Below are 16,613 nucleotides of genomic sequence, written 5' to 3'. Positions count from 1 at the left end.
TGAGGATTTTAAGCGGCGATTATTCAGTAGGCAAGTTGCTCACGTTCAGCTTCGAGCCCTCTTTCAGAAAATTGTTGGCTACAGCCACTACCTGAGCAGGCGTCATCGATTTCTCTAACCCATTCTGGTCTACCACATCGGGTCCCACGAACGTATTGTATTCCAAAAAGTCGCGGATTATAGCGGCATGACGTGCTTCTACCGACACGATTTTGCCAGCAATTGTTAGGTAGGCAGCCGACTTGATGAGTTTGCCGGCTCCATTATAGGCGGCTACGCCTAGGTCTTCGAACGCTTTGGCCACGCTCAGTACACCTTGCTTCGTGCGGAAATCAATACTCGAAAAATCTACCTCCAGATCTTTGATAGGGGTAGCACCGGCAGCAGTAATAGCCTGCTTGAAAAACTCGCGGTGGATACGCTCGTGCGCCTCAATGTCGCGCAGAGCTACCCGCTGTGGAGCCGATGTGCTATTGTAGTACTGCGTTTGCAGCACTTGCGCGTAGAAAGCGGCTTCTAGCTGCTCTAGCGCATACGCGTAATTCAACACGCCTACGTCGCCGCTGCCCACATCCACCATATTGGCCATGTCGGCGGCAGTAGCGCTGGCGCTTTGCGTCTGCGACATATCCTCCATCACATCGTTGCAGCCCGCCAAAGCCAGGCCACCCACTGCCAAACCAAGGCCAGTGTAGCGCAGGAAGGTGCGCCGCTCCAACGGCGTCTGTAGCTCCTCACTAAGGCCTTTGGCTTCAGTGGCATCATGCATCACTTTAGACATATTATTTTGGGTTAAAAGGTGAGAATACAGAATCTACGCAAACCATTGCGGCCCTGGATTTACCCTCTTTTCCCAACCATCTATAATACCCGAATTATGCACACAAACAACAGGACTATAACAAGTTGACAGCATTTTTACAAGGTAAATGAGTGCTTCTCACGAGCCTCGTCTTAAAAGAAAATTCTTTACACTCAAGATGATAAAGCAAACACGTTGTGGAGCTTCTTAAGCTGAGTTATTATACCCATTATCTACACTCCATTGCTGCGCTAAACTCGGCGCCCCGGCAACCACGCGCCCGCGAAACGGTTATCTTTGTAGTCCGTTTTTTGCCTTTCGCCTGATAGCTTTCTTCTTTTGAGCCTTTCGTTTGATTTTGTGCAGCCGGAGCCGGTGGCCACCGACCGCGTCACGCTATTCGCGGACGTGATTTTGCCCCTACCCCTGCCCAAACTATATACCTACCGTGTACCCTATGAGCTGAATGACCACGTGGTTATTGGTGGGCGCGTGATTGTGCAGTTCGGTGCCAAAAAGACGCTGAGCTGTATTGTGGCTGCCGTGCATGAAACGCCGCCTAAAGACTACCAAGCCAAATACATTCTGGAGTTTATCGACGATGCGCCGGTGGTGACGCAGCCACAGCTGAAGCTATTTCGCTGGATGGCCGACTACTACATGTGCACGTTGGGCGAGGTGATTAATGCTGCCCTACCCGCCGCGCTCAAGCTCAGCTCCGAGAGCCGCATTCAGCTGCACCCTGCTTTTGGGGTCGAGGAAAATCCCTACCCCCTCAGTGAGCAGGAAGAACGGATAGTGGAAGCCTTGCGCACGGGTGAGGAAGGCAAATCCATGACGTTTACGGAGGTAGGTGAACTACTGGGAATCAGCTCGTTCCACCGCGTCATCAAGTCGTTGATGCAGAAAGAGGTTATCTTTCTGTTTGAGCACCTGAGCGACAAGTACTCGCCGAAGGTGGTGAAGAAGGTACGGCTGGCCCACATGTTTGTGGCCGAGGCGGCGCTGGAAGAGCTGTTTCAGCGGCTGGCTATCAAGCCCAAGCAACTGGATGTGCTGATGCGCTTTTTGCAGAAAGTACCCATCTACCAGAACGAGCACGCCAATCATCAAGGCATCGAAAAAGCCTACCTCAGCAGCGCTCCGCACCTCTCGGCTTCGGCCGTGAATACGCTGATTAAGAACGGTATCCTGGAGCAATTCGACGTGATTGTGTCGCGCTTTCCGCTGGACCACACGGCCGAAACCCGTCTGAACTTCACCCTCAGCGAAGCGCAAAGCACGGCCCGTGCGGAGATTCTGCAACAGTTTGCCGAGAAGGACATTGTGCTGCTGCACGGCGTGACGGGCGCGGGCAAAACGGAGATTTACATCGACCTCATTCAGCAGGCTATGCAGGGTGGCGGGCAGGTGCTTTACTTGCTGCCCGAAATTGCCCTTACAGCGCAGATTGTAACGCGCTTGATGCGAGTATTTGGTACACGCCTAGGCGTGTACCACTCTAAGTTTTCGGACAACGAGCGGGTAGAAGTGTGGAACGGTGTGCTATCGGGGCGGTTTCAGGTGGTGGTAGGGGTGCGCTCGGCTGTTTTCCTACCCTTCGACAACTTGGCCCTGGTGATTGTGGATGAGGAACATGAGTCGAGCTACAAACAGTACGACCCGGCGCCGCGCTACAACGCCCGCGAGGTGGCCTTGATGATGGCCAACTTCCAGGGTGCCAAAACGCTTCTAGGCTCGGCTACACCCGCCGTAGAAACTTACTACCAGACGCGCGCTGGCCGCTATGGCCTAGTAGAGCTGACGAAGCGTTACGGCGAGGCCGGCCTACCCGAGATTGAGCTGGTGGATACCCGCAAGAGCCGGGAGCAGAAAACCATGCTCAACCATTTCACGCCGGAGCTGATGCAGGAGATGGAGCGCAAGCTGGGCGCGCAGGAGCAGGTAATTCTGTTTCAGAATCGGCGCGGCTACTCGCCCTTTATCAATTGCCTCGACTGCGGCTGGATACCCAAGTGCAAGAGCTGCGCCGTGAGCCTAAGCTACCACAAGCATGTGCATGAGTTACGGTGCCACTACTGTGGCTACCACGAGCGGATGCCAGTAGAGTGTCCGGCCTGCGGCTCGCGCAACCTCAAAACCGTAGGCTTCGGCACCGAAAAGCTGGAAGACGACCTCAAAATCATGCTACCCGAAGCCCAGGTGCAGCGCATGGACTTAGACACGACCCGCGCCAAAAACGCCTATCAGCAGATTATCAGCGACTTCGAGCAGCAAAAGACTAATGTTTTGGTGGGCACCCAGATGGTGACCAAAGGGCTGGACTTTGCCAACGTGAGCCTAGTAGGCATCATCAATGCCGACAGCATTATCCATTACCCCGACTTCCGGGCGCACGAGCGGGCTTACCAGATGTTTGTGCAGGTGAGTGGTCGGGCGGGGCGTAAAGGCAAGAAGGGTAAGGTGATTATTCAGACCGGCGACCCGTTGCAGGTGATTTTCGATAAGGTAATTCGCAACGATTACCTGCAGTTCTACGAGTACGAAATCACGCAGCGGCGCGAGCATGGCTACCCGCCGTTTATGCGCGTCATTCGCCTCACGGTGAAGCATGTAGATCAGCTGCTGGCCGAGCAGGCCGCTATTTTACTCACGCAGGAATTAGTGGACCGCTTGGGACGCGAGGCCGTATTGGGGCCGGAAGCGCCGTATATCTTCCGAATTCGCAACTTCTACTTGCAGGAAATCACCATTAAGCTCAGCCGAGAGCATACAGTCCTTAAATCAGCCAAAAATGACATCCGCGACGCTATCAACATTGTGAAGGACCAGAAGGAGTTCAAGCAGGCTCGCATTGCAGCCGATGTGGACCCGATGTAGTTTACCTCTATTCGGCTGCTCGGCGGGCTGCTCGTGCTTTCTGTAGCATCAGTCCTCGGGTGCTGTTTCTACTTACGAAAAGTAGAAACGGAACACTCAATAGTATTGAGAACAATCCGTATACAACATATACAGGTGAAAGGATTGTAGTGCCGAAAGCAAAGGCCGCAATGACAAAAACGACTCCCAGAAGTAAAAAAAGCACTCCGATTACTCGTAAAGCCCTATTCAATATATCGGCATCCCGAATCTGTTGTGGTGTAGGCTCAATAGCTTGTTGAGCACTACTTGTATCAGGTAATATCAACTGGAGCTTTGGCTGCATCATCTTGTGATGTGAAGCTCTTTGCGGCAGTATGAAGCCAGCATTTGATACTGACTTGGCCTTTGCTGAAGCACCTGCATAAGTTGCTTCTATCGACTCTCGATGGAGTGTATTGTCTCCTGAAAGCACATAGTCACGCAGTATTGGCGCAGAAGCCGACGCTTTTGGCAGTGAGCTAGCAACAGCACTCGTTTTTGGTAATAGGGTGATAACCCGAGTGTTTTGACAACTAATAAGTGATAAACTCAATAACAACCTATAGCAAAGCAATAGATTCTTCATAGGGTATATAGGAGTATAGTAAATACTTTAGGTAGGTAATTTATCAATCTTCAATATAGACAAAGCGCCCGACTATCAACTAGATAGCCGGGCGCTTTTATGTATGGTGCTGTAAGAATACTCTTACGCCATATCCAGCAAGCCCAGAATGATAAAGACAATACCTACGATGGCAATAATACCACCCAGCACGCCGAAGATGCCGCTAACAAAGGAGAGCAAGCTTACGAGCAAACCAACCAGCACTAGGATAATACCTGTGCGGATATTACCGTCCAGACGGTTGGTTTCAGCCGTTTCACTCTTCTGCTTCACTTGCATTTTGCTGGCTACCTTGTTCGCCTGCTTCGTTACCTTGTTCACCAATGCCTTCTGCATCAGGTTCAACTTAGGCGCTTTAGCTGCCTTGGCAGCCGGTGCAGGCTGCGCTACTGGGGCCGGCGCAACAACTGCTACTGGAGCAGATGCAGCAACAGGAGCTTCGGCTGCCACTTCGGGCGTGGTAGCAACGGCCACTGGAGCTTCAGCAGCTGGCTTGGGCGCCGTTACGGTGTACTGCGTGCCGTGGTAGGCCGACGTTTTGGGCAACATAGCGTACTCAGCGCGGTTGCAGCTTGTGAGAGCAGTAGCAGTTACCAGCAAGGCAACAAAGCCACGTTGCAGAGAGAGGAAGTGTTTTTTCATACGGCAAATGTAAAATGAATATCGGCCTATACGAATAAAGCCTTGTCAAGGGTGAATTTTGACTGATTTAAATTTTAAAGCGGTTAGAGCGGACGTAGTTGGCTACAACTTGACAGACGAAGCTGGCTCTTTTCGCAATTGTTCTTATATTTTTTTCTACTTGCCTTCGTTAGTCTACTATCCACGTAGCTGCTTTATGCACAGATCCGAAGTATATAATACGTACCAGAGGAGAAGCAATTGTTGAGCTGATATGGTCGGTAAATCAGCCTTTTCAGCGTAATTCAAGTAATACATTGCCTCGGCAGAACGCTTCTCAACTGCCAGTCGTTTTAGAGGCTATTCCCACCAATTTACCTGACTTCATGTCTTTATCTGCTCTTCCTACGCGGTGGTTGCTGGCTATAGGTAGCGGTGCTCTTTTGTTTGGAGCCTGCACGCAGCTACCCGCTGAAAGTGTTAATACTACGAGCCTCGCTGCGGAGCGGCACACGTTGACGGCGCCCGATACCACGGGCTACGAGTTTCGGCCAGCAGCCGACCCTAACGGCATCAGCAAGTATTACCAGGGCCGGCAAATTGCCCACGTAATGGGCCACGAGGGCGCCGACTGGTTGGAGCGCCCCGACCGCAGCCAGGAAGAAGGAACGGATATTTTGCTGCGCGAGCTACAACTAAAGCCCACCGACGTAGTGGCCGACTTAGGAGCTGGCACGGGCTACTTCACCTTTCGAATGGCACCACTGGTGCCACAGGGCAAAGTGCTGGCCGTGGATATTCAGCCCGAAATGTTGACCGCTATTCAGCAGAATAAAGCTAAGCAGCACGTCACCAATGTGGAGGCCGTAAAGGGCACCACGCAAAACCCCAACCTCCCTACCAATCAGGTTGATCTGGTGCTGCTTGTGGATGCCTACCACGAGTTTGACTATCCGCGTGAGATGATGCGTGCCGTGCGCGCCTCGCTTACCCCAACGGGTAGGGTGGCTTTGGTGGAGTACCGCGCCGAAGACCCAAGCGTACCTATTAAACGCTTGCATAAGCTTAGCATCGACCAGGCCCGCAAAGAAATGGCGGCGGTAGGGCTAGAGTTTGTGGAAAGTATAGAAGCCCTACCTCAACAGCACTTAATGTTTTTTCGGAGAGCAAAGTAGTTGACGCGCAAGCGCCTGTAGCTGCATGCGTGGTAGTAGCCAGTTGCGGAGCATTGCTCATAGCCCCTTGATTGCAGACCTTTGCAGAATGTCCGCTGCCTCTACCCCCGACCCGCGCCAGCTTTCCATTCAGGATTTCACCTATCAGCTGCCACCGGAGCGCATTGCGCCGGAGCCTCTCGCGCACCGCGACCAGTCGCGCCTGCTGATATATCGCCAGGGCCGCATCACCGACCAACGCTTTCACACCCTACCCGCCGAGCTACCGGCCGATGCGCTGCTGGTGTTTAACGATACCAAGGTAGTGCGGGCACGTCTGTTTGCACACAAGCCCACGGGCGGCGTGGTAGAGCTGTTTTGTCTGGAACCGGTGGCTCCGCACCGCGCTATTGAGCCTGCTATGCAGCAAACCGGCAGCTGCGTTTGGAAATGCCTGGTAGGCAACGGCAAACGCTGGAAATCCGGACCGGTACAGGTGGAGTTTCAGGTAGATGGTGAAACAGCGTTGCTCACGGCGGAGCGGCGAGAGGTAGCCGATGGCTACTCGCTGATTGCCTTCCACTGGACGCCCCCTACCCTACCCTTTGCCGAGGTGCTGCGTGCGGCCGGCCACCTACCGTTGCCGCCCTACCTCAACCGCGCCGATACGGACCTGGATGCCGTGCGCTACCAGACCGTGTACGCGGCCCACGAAGGGGCTGTAGCGGCCCCCACCGCGGGCCTGCATTTCTCTGATGCAGTGCTGGCTGAACTGGATGCCCGCGGCATTCAGCGGGCTACCGTAACGCTGCATGTGGGCGCGGGCACCTTCCAGCCGGTGAAGGCCGACCACATGGCCGACCATCCCATGCACGCCGAGCCTATCAGCGTGGAGCGCGACTTTCTTCACCAGCTGCTCGCGCACGCACCGCGGCCGGTTATTGCAGTGGGTACTACTAGCTTGCGCACTTTGGAAAGCCTGTTCTGGCTGGGGGCGCAGCTAGTGCGCCAGCCCGAGGTGGCTTTGGCAGCATTGCACCTTACCCAATGGGAGCCGTATCAGCCCGCGCCTACCCCTACCCTGGAAGAAGCCCTGCGTGCTTTGCTCGCCTACCTCGACCAGCACCAGACAGATACCTTGCACGCTACCACCCAGTTGTTGATTGCACCAGGCTATACCTTCCGGTTGGCACAGGGCCTCGTCACCAATTTTCATCAACCCGAAAGCACCTTGCTGCTGTTGGTAGCCGCTTTGTTGGGCTCCGACTGGCGACGCGTCTACGACCATGCCTTAGCCCACGACTACCGTTTTCTCAGCTACGGCGACAGCTCGCTGCTGCTTCCAAATGCCTGAGTTGGCCGTGCGGTGGCCAGAAGATTGCACGCAAAGGCAACCATTTTCACACGAATCGTATAGAGGAAAGACATCTATTTTCCCTCTGACATCATGAAAAAGTTTCTTTTGCTCATAGCTACCGTGGCCCTTTCATCGGCCGCTTTTGCCCAGACTACCACACAAACTACCACTACCACCACAGAAGAACGCTCCAGAGCGGGTGAGGTCATCCACGACGCTAAGGAAGGTGTGGAAACCGGCGCTGAGAAAACTGGTCATGTAGTGAAAAAAGGCGCTAAAAAAACGGCTAATGCCGTAGAAACTGGCGCCGAAGCCACTGGTGATTTTGCCAAAAAAGCTGGTCGCAAAACCAAACACGGCGTGAAAGAAGGCGCTGAAGCCACCGGCGACTTCGCCAAGAAGGCTGCCCGCAAAACCAAGCGTGGTGTTAAAAAGGGCGCTAACGCTGTTGAGAAACAAGCCGACAAGACCTTCTAATCTGAATTGTACGTAGCACCCCACTAGGTGCAGAATAAAAATCCCCGCCGGACTCGGCGGGGATTTTTTGTTTTACCTATATGGCTCGGCCTTCTACTGCCCTACCAGAAATACGGCGTTGCTGAACAGTAGCTTACCGCCTTGCCAGAAAGCCCTGAACAGCGGGTTATCAGCCATGTACACCACTTGGCCCCTACCCATCTCCTGCGTGCCCAGCACGAAGGTATCGACCAACTGCCGGCGGGCCTGCACACCCGTAAAACCAGCTGCGTAACTATTTTTTTTGAGCACGCCAACGTTCCAGCCTCCATCGCCCAGGAAATGATAATTGAGTGGGTTGCGCACCAGGGCGAAATACGAAGAACCATAGCCGAACGCTAGCGGATGCGTATTATCCAATTGCACACGGTAGACGCTGCCCTGCACCTGCTCCTGCAACTGCGTGCGCTCGGCATCGGCGTAGCGACGGAGCTGTTGGTAGGGGTTGCCTTTTTTGGCGGCAGCACTGTCGGCAGCCTTAGTTTTCAGCAGGAAGTCTTTTTTATCGGCCAAGAAGTGGGCGGCACCTTCCAGTGCAATGAGCTTGCCGCCGGCCCGTACCCAGGTTTTTAATGCTTCCAGGCCACGATCAGAATACACATCGGCGTAGTTACCATCCGGCAAGATCAGCACGTCGAATTTCTGCAGGGGTACACTGTTGATGTAGCTGGTACCTAGCACCGTAAGGGGGTAGTGAATTTGCTGTTCGAAGAAATGCCATACCTCTCCAAACGCGCCGGGGTTGATACCCTCGCCAGCCAGCACGCCCACGGTAGGCTGCCCTATGAAGCGCACCGAACTGGAACCTAAGTCGCTGCCGGTGGTAGAGAAGCCGGTTTGCACAGCCTGCACGGTTACCCGCGCCGAGTCTGCCTGTGCACGTACCACTTGGTCGAGCTTGGAACCCATGGCCTCATTACCGGCTCGGGTAATCACCAGCGTGCCAGGCGCGTATTGCTGCCCGCCCGCCTCAAATGCCTTTTCGGCTACCCGCACCTTCACCTTGGCTTGCAGCAACTGACTCAGAAACTGCACGTCGTGCTGGTTGGTCCAGCGACTGAGGTAGGCGTAAGGTTTATCCGTTGTGGGTTGTGAAGTGCCAGGTGTGAGTTGCTGATTTGTGGGGTTATTTCTCCCTGACAACTGATTACTGACATCTGACAGGCGCTCCTTCAATGCATAGCTTTTCAAGCCAAACGAATAGGGCAAGGCCCAGGCCGTGATGTCGTACGTAAGCGAGTCTTCCAGTACTGGCTGAGGCTCAAACAGCACTTTCACCAGCGTCGATTTGGGCTGATACATGCTAATAACCACGTCCCGCGGTTGCACTTCCATTACCTCTTCTTTGCCCGTATCGTAGCTGTAGCCGCGTACCCGCGCCCGGCGACTGGCATAGCCATATTGGATCTGTTGGCGCTCCAGGTACTCCATGAGGGCGCGAAGCTGAGCGGGGTCGGAGGAACCCGCCATCACGAAGGTTTTGTACATACCCCGGGGCTTGGTGCGACCGTTCGTAAAGTATTGTTGAAACTCGCTGAGCAGCTTATCGTGGCGCTCGGCCGTGGCCTGAATAGTAGCACGGCTGGCTGCGTGGTGGTGGCTGATGCGCTGCGTGAGCGTGAGTGTGTCGCCCTCGGTGCGGGCAATGCGCACACCAGCCCTACCCGAGCCGCCTTGCTCGTAGGTCATGCCGATGGCACCGTTGAAGCTCGGCCACGTGTCGCCGTAGGTAGGCGCAAATAGGTCGTACACCTCGCGGGTGAAGTAGAGCCAGTTATTTTTGTCGAACACCTGGCGGTTGTAGTCGCCAATGGCATCCTGCATTTGCCGCTGCCACTCGGTAATATCCTCGTGAAACGGCTTAGCCGCCGGCGAGAAGTAGTACGGATTGTCGACGCCCATCTCGTGAAAATCGGCGTGCACCTGGGGTAGCCACTGGGTGTAGAGCGCAATACGCTGGCGGCTTTCCTGCTGAGTTTGCCAGGCCCAGTCGCGGTTCAGGTCGAAGTAATAGTGATTAGGCCGGCCACCCGGCCACGGCTCCCGGTGCTCCCAGGCGTAGGGCGAGGCGTTAGTGGGCTGCCCAGCCACGCGGTTGTACCACTCCACATACCGGTCGTGGCCATCGGGATTCACGCAGGGGTCAACCAGCACCACTGTGTTTTGCAGCCACTGCTGCATCTGCTGGTCCTGGGGGTTGGCCAGGTCGTAGAGCACCTGCATCACCGCTTCCGATGATACCGCCTCGTTACCATGCACGTTGTAGCTCAGCCACACAATGCCCGGCTGCGCGGCATCGGTTGTGCCCTCTGCCAAACCAGCCCGGCGCAGATTGCTCTGCCGAATGGCATCTAGGCGTTGTAGATTGGCAGATGAAGCCACTTGCACCACTTCCAGCGGGCGACGCTCGTAGGTGCTACCATATTGTTGCAGGCGCATCCCGTTGGGTGTATGCGCCACCACGTGCGCTACATAGCGCAATAGCTGCGCATGCGGCGTGAAGTGCGAGCCCAATGGATACCCTAGAAACTGCGCGGGCGTGAGTAGTGGCCCCTCGGCCGGAGCAGCAGGCAGTTGAGCATAGCCGACAGCGCTGGTTAGCAGTAGAAAACCCAACAGCCAGCTAAGCGGTGAGAAGAATTTTGTCATTGAAAGAGAATAGGTAGGCGGGTAAAACGGTTCGGAGAATCGAATATAGCGTTGACGGCACTCTTTCGGTATCAGGTCTGCAAACAGCTGTGCTTTGTACAAGCAAACAAGCCGATTTCCTACCCGATCATAGGGTAGGAAATCGGCTTGTCTACAGGGTATGCTAGTATGACGAAACGTATCGGCTATTCCACGAACATGGCCGGTGCAATACTGTCAACTGCTACGGCAGAGGGTCCTTTTTCCCGAATCTCGTAGAGCGCGTTTTCCACGATGCCACGCCCCAACAGGCTCAACCCAGCGTTGAATACTCCGAGGGCCACTGTACCAGCCCCCAGCCATTGCGTGGTAGGAGCCTCATCCTCTTTCATTTTAGCGGCCCATTGTATCAGACAGCTGCCGAAGCCAACCACTAGTAATCCAGCCGGAGCGAAAAGCAACCATTTCTGTTTGTGCGTCATGTGCGTAGGATGTATGAGTGTACTAAAAGCCAGCCGCTATTGCATAACACAGACAACCTGCTGCGGCCAGCAACCTAGTAGCAATCGTATCTTTGGGCACTGGGGTTACATGATCGCGCCATTTTAGCCGCTGCCTGTTCAGCTTCATTCTTTAGTTTACCCCTACCCTCCCTATGAGTGCTACCACCTACAACCAGCTTCTGCATCAGGCCTTTCCCGATTCGGCCGATGCCACCCGCTACCTCAGCAAGCCTACCTTAGCTGCTTACCAAGACTTGGAGCGCGCTAGCCGGCCCGAGCTTTCCTTTCGCTTCGAACGGGTGCGCTTAGCTGTAGCCATGGCCCTCATGAAGCTGCTGGCTGACCTGGGCGACCACGCCGACAGCCGCGCCGTACTGGACCTGATGCACCGCGCCCTACGCGCCGGCTCCACCAAAGAAATAGACGCTATTGTTACCAAGGAAGGCAAGCTATTCGACCGCCTCTACTCCAACCTCTACGTGAACGAGCAGGGCGAGCAGTTGCTCAACCTCTTCGGCGAAACACTGGAAGCAGACTCCATCGCCGGTATGGACGAACTGATGGCGGAGGCGCTAGAGCTAGCTCGGGAACTGGACTTCACGCAGGAGGAAGACGAGGAGGAGGAAACCGAATAACAAGCAACTATTTTATATAGAAAAGGGGCCATTGCGTGAGTTGCAACGGCCCCTTCTTTGCTTAAAACAACTCCCTACATTTAGTAGCTAGGGTTTTGCACCAATAATGGATTCACGTTGATTTCCCGTTGTGGAATCGGCAACACCAAGCGTGGACTATCACTTGCTACGGTAACAGTAGCACCATTGCTGGCATTGGTGTAGACTATACTGGTGCCTGTGCGCTTCAGATCGTGTAAACGAACGCCTTCGAAGGCAAGTTCGAGCTGCCGCTCACGCAGAATATCTTCTGCGGTGATGGTGGTCAATGGAGTAGCTCCTGAGCGCGCGCGAATCGTATTTACATCAGCTAGCGCCGCAGACTGGTTACCAGCATAAAAAGCGGCTTCTGCACGAATCAAGTACATCTCAGCCAGTCGTATAACGGGGATGTTTTGACCGTACGAGACCCATTTCCCAGAGCGCAATAGATCAGGCGCTCGTGTTGGGCCAGTACCAACATAGATGAGCTTCCGGGTTAGATTGAACGTTTCAAAATCAGTGCCTCGTACGTCGCTATCCTCGTACTGCGCTGCAAAGTCTTCTGTAACACGCACGTCACCCCTCCCTAACTGATCGATGTTTGCGTAGAGAGTTGCTAAACCGTTGTTGGCTGTTCCCGCGTTGTTCTGGTCGTTTTGCTGAATTTCGAAAAGCGATTCGGCTGAATTTCGGTTTCTGAATACGGCTACAAGGGTAGGAGAAAGTGCTTTGCCGCTATTCTTGATTACCTCATCGGCCTGAGCGCCAGCTGCGTCCCTATTGCCTTGCTGCAAGTACACCCGCGCCAATAAGGCCTTGGCTGTATAGCTAGAAGCCCGAAATCCGTTGTCTTCCGGCAACAGCGTAATGGCTGCTTGTAAATCAGTTATTACCTGCGCGTAAACCTCTGCTACCGTAGCACGTGGCAGATCGGTGGCGGCTTCTTCCTGGGTTTGATTGGCTGTAAGGCTGATTGGTACCCCCAGATCGGAGGAGGCAGTGCTTGCGTTGTACTGTTTGCCGTACAAGCGTACTAACTCAAACAGCATATCGGCCCGCACAAAGCGTGCTTCGCCCTCGTATTGCGCTTTTAGCTGGCGGCTTTCTACCACACCCAGAGCATTAATCACCAAGTTAGCCTGGTTAATGGCTTGGTACGCACCGCGCCAAGTGGATTCTGCTAGCCCATTTAGATTAGTTGTCGTCCGATTCAGCAGGTCGCGGTACGTGGTGAAAGAACCCTGCCATGCCACAACACCGTTGCCACCCAAGATATCCGGTATGAGAATCAATTGCGTTCCATACAGGCTTGGGTCATCAAACTTGGCGTATAAGCCCAATACGGCGCTGCCTACCTTCGACTCTGAGTCGAGGGCAGTAGCAGCATCCACGGATTGCGGTGGCTCCAGGTCGAGCTGCTTCTCGCAGGAGCTTAGGGTAAAAGCTACGCCCAACGTTAAGGCTATAACTGAACGTGATAATATCGTTTTCATTCTTCAAAAGACTACAGTGATTAAAAGCCCACATTCACACCTATCAGCAGCGTTTTAGCCAGTGGTGGGGTGTAGAAATCGTGGCCTAGTATGTAATTGGCACCACCAAACGTGGCCGTATTCACCTCTGGGTCATACCCATCGTAATTGGTGATGGTGAATAAATTCTGCGCCGATACGTAGATACGGGCCGTTCGGGCAAACCCTTTGTTCATCAGATAGTCCGGGAGAGTGTAGCCTAAGGTGAAGTTCTTACCGCGCAGGAACGAGCCACTCGTCACCCAACGCGACGACACTTGCGTACCATTGGGCTCATACAAGCGGGCCTGGGGCACGTTCGTCACATCGCCAGGATTCTGCCAGCGCCGCAATTGGTCAACTGTTTGATTATCAAAATAGTTGGCATTCACAGACTGATACACACCAGCCGTGTTGTAGATGTCGTTGCCGTACACAAACTGTCCTAACAGGCTAAAATCGAAGCCTTTCCATGTAACGGAGCTGGTAATACCGCCTGTGAACTTTGGATTAGGATTACCCAGCTTCTGCTGCGATGCCTGCGAGTAAACGTTGGTTGTCGTTCCCTCCGACGTATAGTACAATGCATCGCCATTATCCGGATCTACTCCGGCGTATTTCACGCCCCAGAACACCCCGATAGGTTGGCCCTCACGAACCTGTGCCAGCGTGTTGCCACCTGCAATAATGGGGTCTACCAGGTCGGTGATTTTATTGCGGTTGAACGAGATGTTACCCCCTACATTCCATTTCACCTCTTTATCAATCACCAAGCCATTCAGGGCAATTTCCAAACCACGGTTACGCAGGTTACCAACGTTTTCTGTTATCACTGAATAGCCATTGATGTAAGGCAGTTGACGATTGAGCAGCAAATCGCGCGTGTCTTTCTGGTATACGTCTACCTCACCCGAAATACGATTGTTCAGGAAGCCAAACTCCAGGCCTACATCTACCTGACCCGTTGTTTCCCACGATAGGTTGGGGTTGCCAACTGTAGTACCCGGCTGAATGCCCGCTTGGTCGGCGTAGAAAATAGCTGAGAACAGGCGCCGGGAAGCGTAGTTACCAATTTCAGCATTACCCGTGATGCCGTAGCTAGCACGCAGCTTCAGGAAATTTACAACGGAATTGTCTTGCAAGAAGCTCTCCTCCGTAATCAACCAGCCTACGGAGCCGGCTCCAAAAGTGCCGTACCGATTATTGTTACCGAAGCGAGAGGAGCCGTCGCGCCGTACGCTACCCGACAACAGATATTTATTCCGGAAGGAATAGTTGAGACGGCCGAAATATGAAATAAAGGAGAAGTCATTTGCCGACGAAATGCTACCAGCAGTTTTGATAGCGGCGCTAGCTACCTTCTGAAACTCGGCATTCGGGAAACCCCGGCCCTCGGCTGAGGTCTGCTGCGTATTCGACTTTTGGAAGGAGAAACCAACCAAAGCTTCAATGCTATGATCCTCATTGAGGACCTTGTTGTACGTTGCTGTGTTGTTGGTGGTATAATTCACCACCTGCACTTGGTTGCTATAGCCGTAGCCTGAGTTGCCGCCATCTTGCGTACCTGCTGCCCGATACAATTCTTCGTTTAGGTTAAGGAAGTCAGCGCCTGTTTCAGTCCGAAGCGACAAGCCTTTCACGGGCTGATACGTGAGGTAAGCGGTGCTGAAAGAACGATAAGTACCAGCTGTGTTACGACCATACTCCAGATCCTGCAAGTTGTTATAATACAACGTAGCCGGGTTCAAAAGATTCGTGACCGGATCATACTTAGGCTGTATGGGAGGCAGAGCATTCAACTGGATAGGGTTGGAGAAAGCATTATCTTCTGGCACCCGATTGTTATATGAGCGGGTTAACGATAAATTCAATCCAACTTTTAGCTTATCGCTGATGCTATGATCCAGATTCAGGCGGGCACTACCCCGGCGGTAGCGGTTTGAGATAATGATACCTTTCTGATCATTGTAAGTAGCACTTAAGTAGAAGCGTGTTTTGGCATCGCCACCGCTTACGTTGAAATCGTACTGCGATACTCTACCCCGTTGTAGCCCGGCATTCACCCAGTTTTCATCATAGGGTGAGTTATAGTCCAGACCGTTTTCAGTAAATGCATCGGCCGGATTGGTATACCCCACGTTGGTGGCAGCTTCCGCAAACAGCTCCTTATACTGAGCAGCGTTCAGGAACTTACGTTTGTGTGTGGCAGTGCTGGTGCCCACATAATAGCCCACATTCACCTTTGTCTGCCCTTCGCGTCCCTTCTTCGTAGTCACTAATATCACCCCATTGGACGCGCGCGAACCATAGATGGCGGATGCCGAAGCATCTTTCAGGATAGTAATCGACTCAATATCATTTGGGTTCAGATCAGCCAGCGGGTTCAGCGGCTCCGTATCCGAGCTAACGTCCTGCGACGTTACTGGAATACCGTCGATTACATAGAGCGGCTGATTGGAAGCTGTTACCGACGAGGAGCCCCGCACCCGAATTTGTGGACCTGCGCCCAGCTTACCCGACGTTTGGTTGATAGTAACGCCCGGCGTGCGGCCCTGGATGGCCTGCTCGAAGCTTACTACCGGCGTGTTTTCCACGTCTTTGGCTGTCAGCTGCGTTACGGCACCAGTCAAGTCAGCTTTGGTTTGGCTGCCGTAGCCTACCACTACCGCCTCGCTCAGCAACGTTTCGTTGTTGCTCAAGGTCACATTGATAATGGACTGGGCACCCACGGGTATCGTTTGGCCTATGTAGCCAATGGAGCTGAATACCAAGATGGCATTGGGTTGCACGGTAAGAGTATAGTTGCCCTCACCGCCCGTGCTGACGCCATTTGTTGTGCCTTGCTCCAGCACCGTAACGCCCGGTATACCGGCGCCATCCGGCCCTACTACACGGCCACTCACGGCACGTGTCTGTGCCCAGGCTGCCGTAGTCAGCAACAAGGCCCATACCAGAGTTAGTAAAAGTTTCTGTCTCATGTAGTGTCCCTAAGAGTTGGTTAAATAAAATGTACATCAACGCGACAGCATACAACCAGCTATGCTGTCGTTACAAAAGCTTTCAGTTTGAATCCCTGTAGCGCTCTGATTCAGTGGATAGCATCACATACTATACACAACTGTTACTCAGCTGCGCATAGCTATTCTCCTGTGTTCTTTCTTTCGCTGAATTATAAATTCAGTGCTTTCCTCTACTACTAATATAATAGCAAGGGGGGCAGAGTAATAGGGTGGGGAATACAAATCTATAAGCCAAAAATTATTTTTTATACTTTAAGCTAATTTTCACTACTATGTAATTGTTACAAATCGTTCAGAGTATAGTACCAGCTCTTTT

At 53.4% G+C, this 16,613-nt stretch carries 12 protein-coding genes; 5 read left to right on the top strand and 7 right to left on the bottom strand.

The window, feature by feature from the left end; all coding sequences use genetic code 11:
• Positions 1 to 19: 19 nt before the first annotated feature.
• Positions 20 to 781, bottom strand: coding sequence for a ferritin-like domain-containing protein (locus H8B15_RS07465; protein ID WP_246455345.1), 762 nt, complete (start codon positions 779 to 781; stop codon positions 20 to 22).
• A 360-nt stretch (positions 782 to 1,141) separates the two neighbouring features.
• On the opposite strand from H8B15_RS07465, the gene priA reads away from it, so the two are divergent.
• A complete protein-coding gene (priA, locus tag H8B15_RS07460) occupies positions 1,142 to 3,682 on the top strand; it encodes a replication restart helicase PriA (protein WP_187319042.1) in 2,541 nt (846 codons plus the stop codon).
• A 7-nt stretch (positions 3,683 to 3,689) separates the two neighbouring features.
• Here the strand turns inward: priA and H8B15_RS07455 are convergent, their stop codons facing one another.
• Together H8B15_RS07455 and H8B15_RS07450 are read right to left on the bottom strand one after the other, a co-directional pair.
• The gene (locus tag H8B15_RS07455) at positions 3,690 to 4,289 is read right to left on the bottom strand and encodes a hypothetical protein (RefSeq protein WP_187319041.1); all 600 of its coding nucleotides are present in this window, start codon (positions 4,287 to 4,289) and stop codon (positions 3,690 to 3,692) included.
• Between the two features lie 123 nt (positions 4,290 to 4,412).
• Positions 4,413 to 4,973: a hypothetical protein gene (locus tag H8B15_RS07450; protein ID WP_187319040.1), complete on the bottom strand. Its 561-nt coding sequence runs from the start codon at positions 4,971 to 4,973 to the stop codon at positions 4,413 to 4,415.
• Between the two features lie 365 nt (positions 4,974 to 5,338).
• Between H8B15_RS07450 and H8B15_RS07445 the strand changes: the two genes are divergently transcribed.
• The 3 genes from H8B15_RS07445 (at position 5,339) to H8B15_RS07435 (ending at position 7,940) form a co-directional block, all read left to right on the top strand.
• A complete protein-coding gene (locus tag H8B15_RS07445) occupies positions 5,339 to 6,127 on the top strand; it encodes a class I SAM-dependent methyltransferase (protein WP_187319039.1) in 789 nt (262 codons plus the stop codon).
• 88 nt (positions 6,128 to 6,215) lie between these two features.
• Positions 6,216 to 7,460: an S-adenosylmethionine:tRNA ribosyltransferase-isomerase gene (locus tag H8B15_RS07440; RefSeq protein WP_187319038.1), complete on the top strand. Its 1,245-nt coding sequence runs from the start codon at positions 6,216 to 6,218 to the stop codon at positions 7,458 to 7,460.
• Between the two features lie 93 nt (positions 7,461 to 7,553).
• Entirely contained in the window at positions 7,554 to 7,940 is a 387-nt protein-coding gene (locus H8B15_RS07435; protein ID WP_187319037.1) for a hypothetical protein, read from the top strand.
• Between the two features lie 93 nt (positions 7,941 to 8,033).
• Here H8B15_RS07435 and H8B15_RS07430 read toward each other — a convergent pair whose 3' ends face one another.
• Entirely contained in the window at positions 8,034 to 10,628 is a 2,595-nt protein-coding gene (locus H8B15_RS07430; RefSeq protein WP_187319036.1) for a M14 family metallopeptidase, read from the bottom strand.
• A gap of 185 nt (positions 10,629 to 10,813) precedes the next feature.
• Positions 10,814 to 11,089 (bottom strand): hypothetical protein, encoded by a 276-nt coding sequence (locus H8B15_RS07425; RefSeq protein ID WP_187319035.1) that lies wholly within the window; start codon positions 11,087 to 11,089, stop codon positions 10,814 to 10,816.
• Positions 11,090 to 11,262: 173 nt separating this feature from the next.
• Between H8B15_RS07425 and H8B15_RS07420 the strand changes: the two genes are divergently transcribed.
• Positions 11,263 to 11,745 (top strand): hypothetical protein, encoded by a 483-nt coding sequence (locus H8B15_RS07420; protein WP_187319034.1) that lies wholly within the window; start codon positions 11,263 to 11,265, stop codon positions 11,743 to 11,745.
• Positions 11,746 to 11,825: 80 nt separating this feature from the next.
• Here H8B15_RS07420 and H8B15_RS07415 read toward each other — a convergent pair whose 3' ends face one another.
• Together H8B15_RS07415 and H8B15_RS07410 are read right to left on the bottom strand one after the other, a co-directional pair.
• Positions 11,826 to 13,259, bottom strand: a complete 1,434-nt coding sequence (locus H8B15_RS07415) for a RagB/SusD family nutrient uptake outer membrane protein (protein WP_187319033.1) — start codon at positions 13,257 to 13,259, stop codon at positions 11,826 to 11,828.
• 20 nt (positions 13,260 to 13,279) lie between these two features.
• Positions 13,280 to 16,255 (bottom strand): SusC/RagA family TonB-linked outer membrane protein, encoded by a 2,976-nt coding sequence (locus H8B15_RS07410; protein WP_187319032.1) that lies wholly within the window; start codon positions 16,253 to 16,255, stop codon positions 13,280 to 13,282.
• Between the last annotated feature and the right edge of the window lie 358 nt (positions 16,256 to 16,613).

This window comes from Hymenobacter citatus, assembly GCF_014333615.1.
GTDB classification, from domain to species: Bacteria; Bacteroidota; Bacteroidia; order Cytophagales; family Hymenobacteraceae; genus Hymenobacter; species Hymenobacter citatus.
Note: the sequence above shows the minus strand (reverse complement) of the source record. Positions and strands in the feature narration are given on the sequence as shown.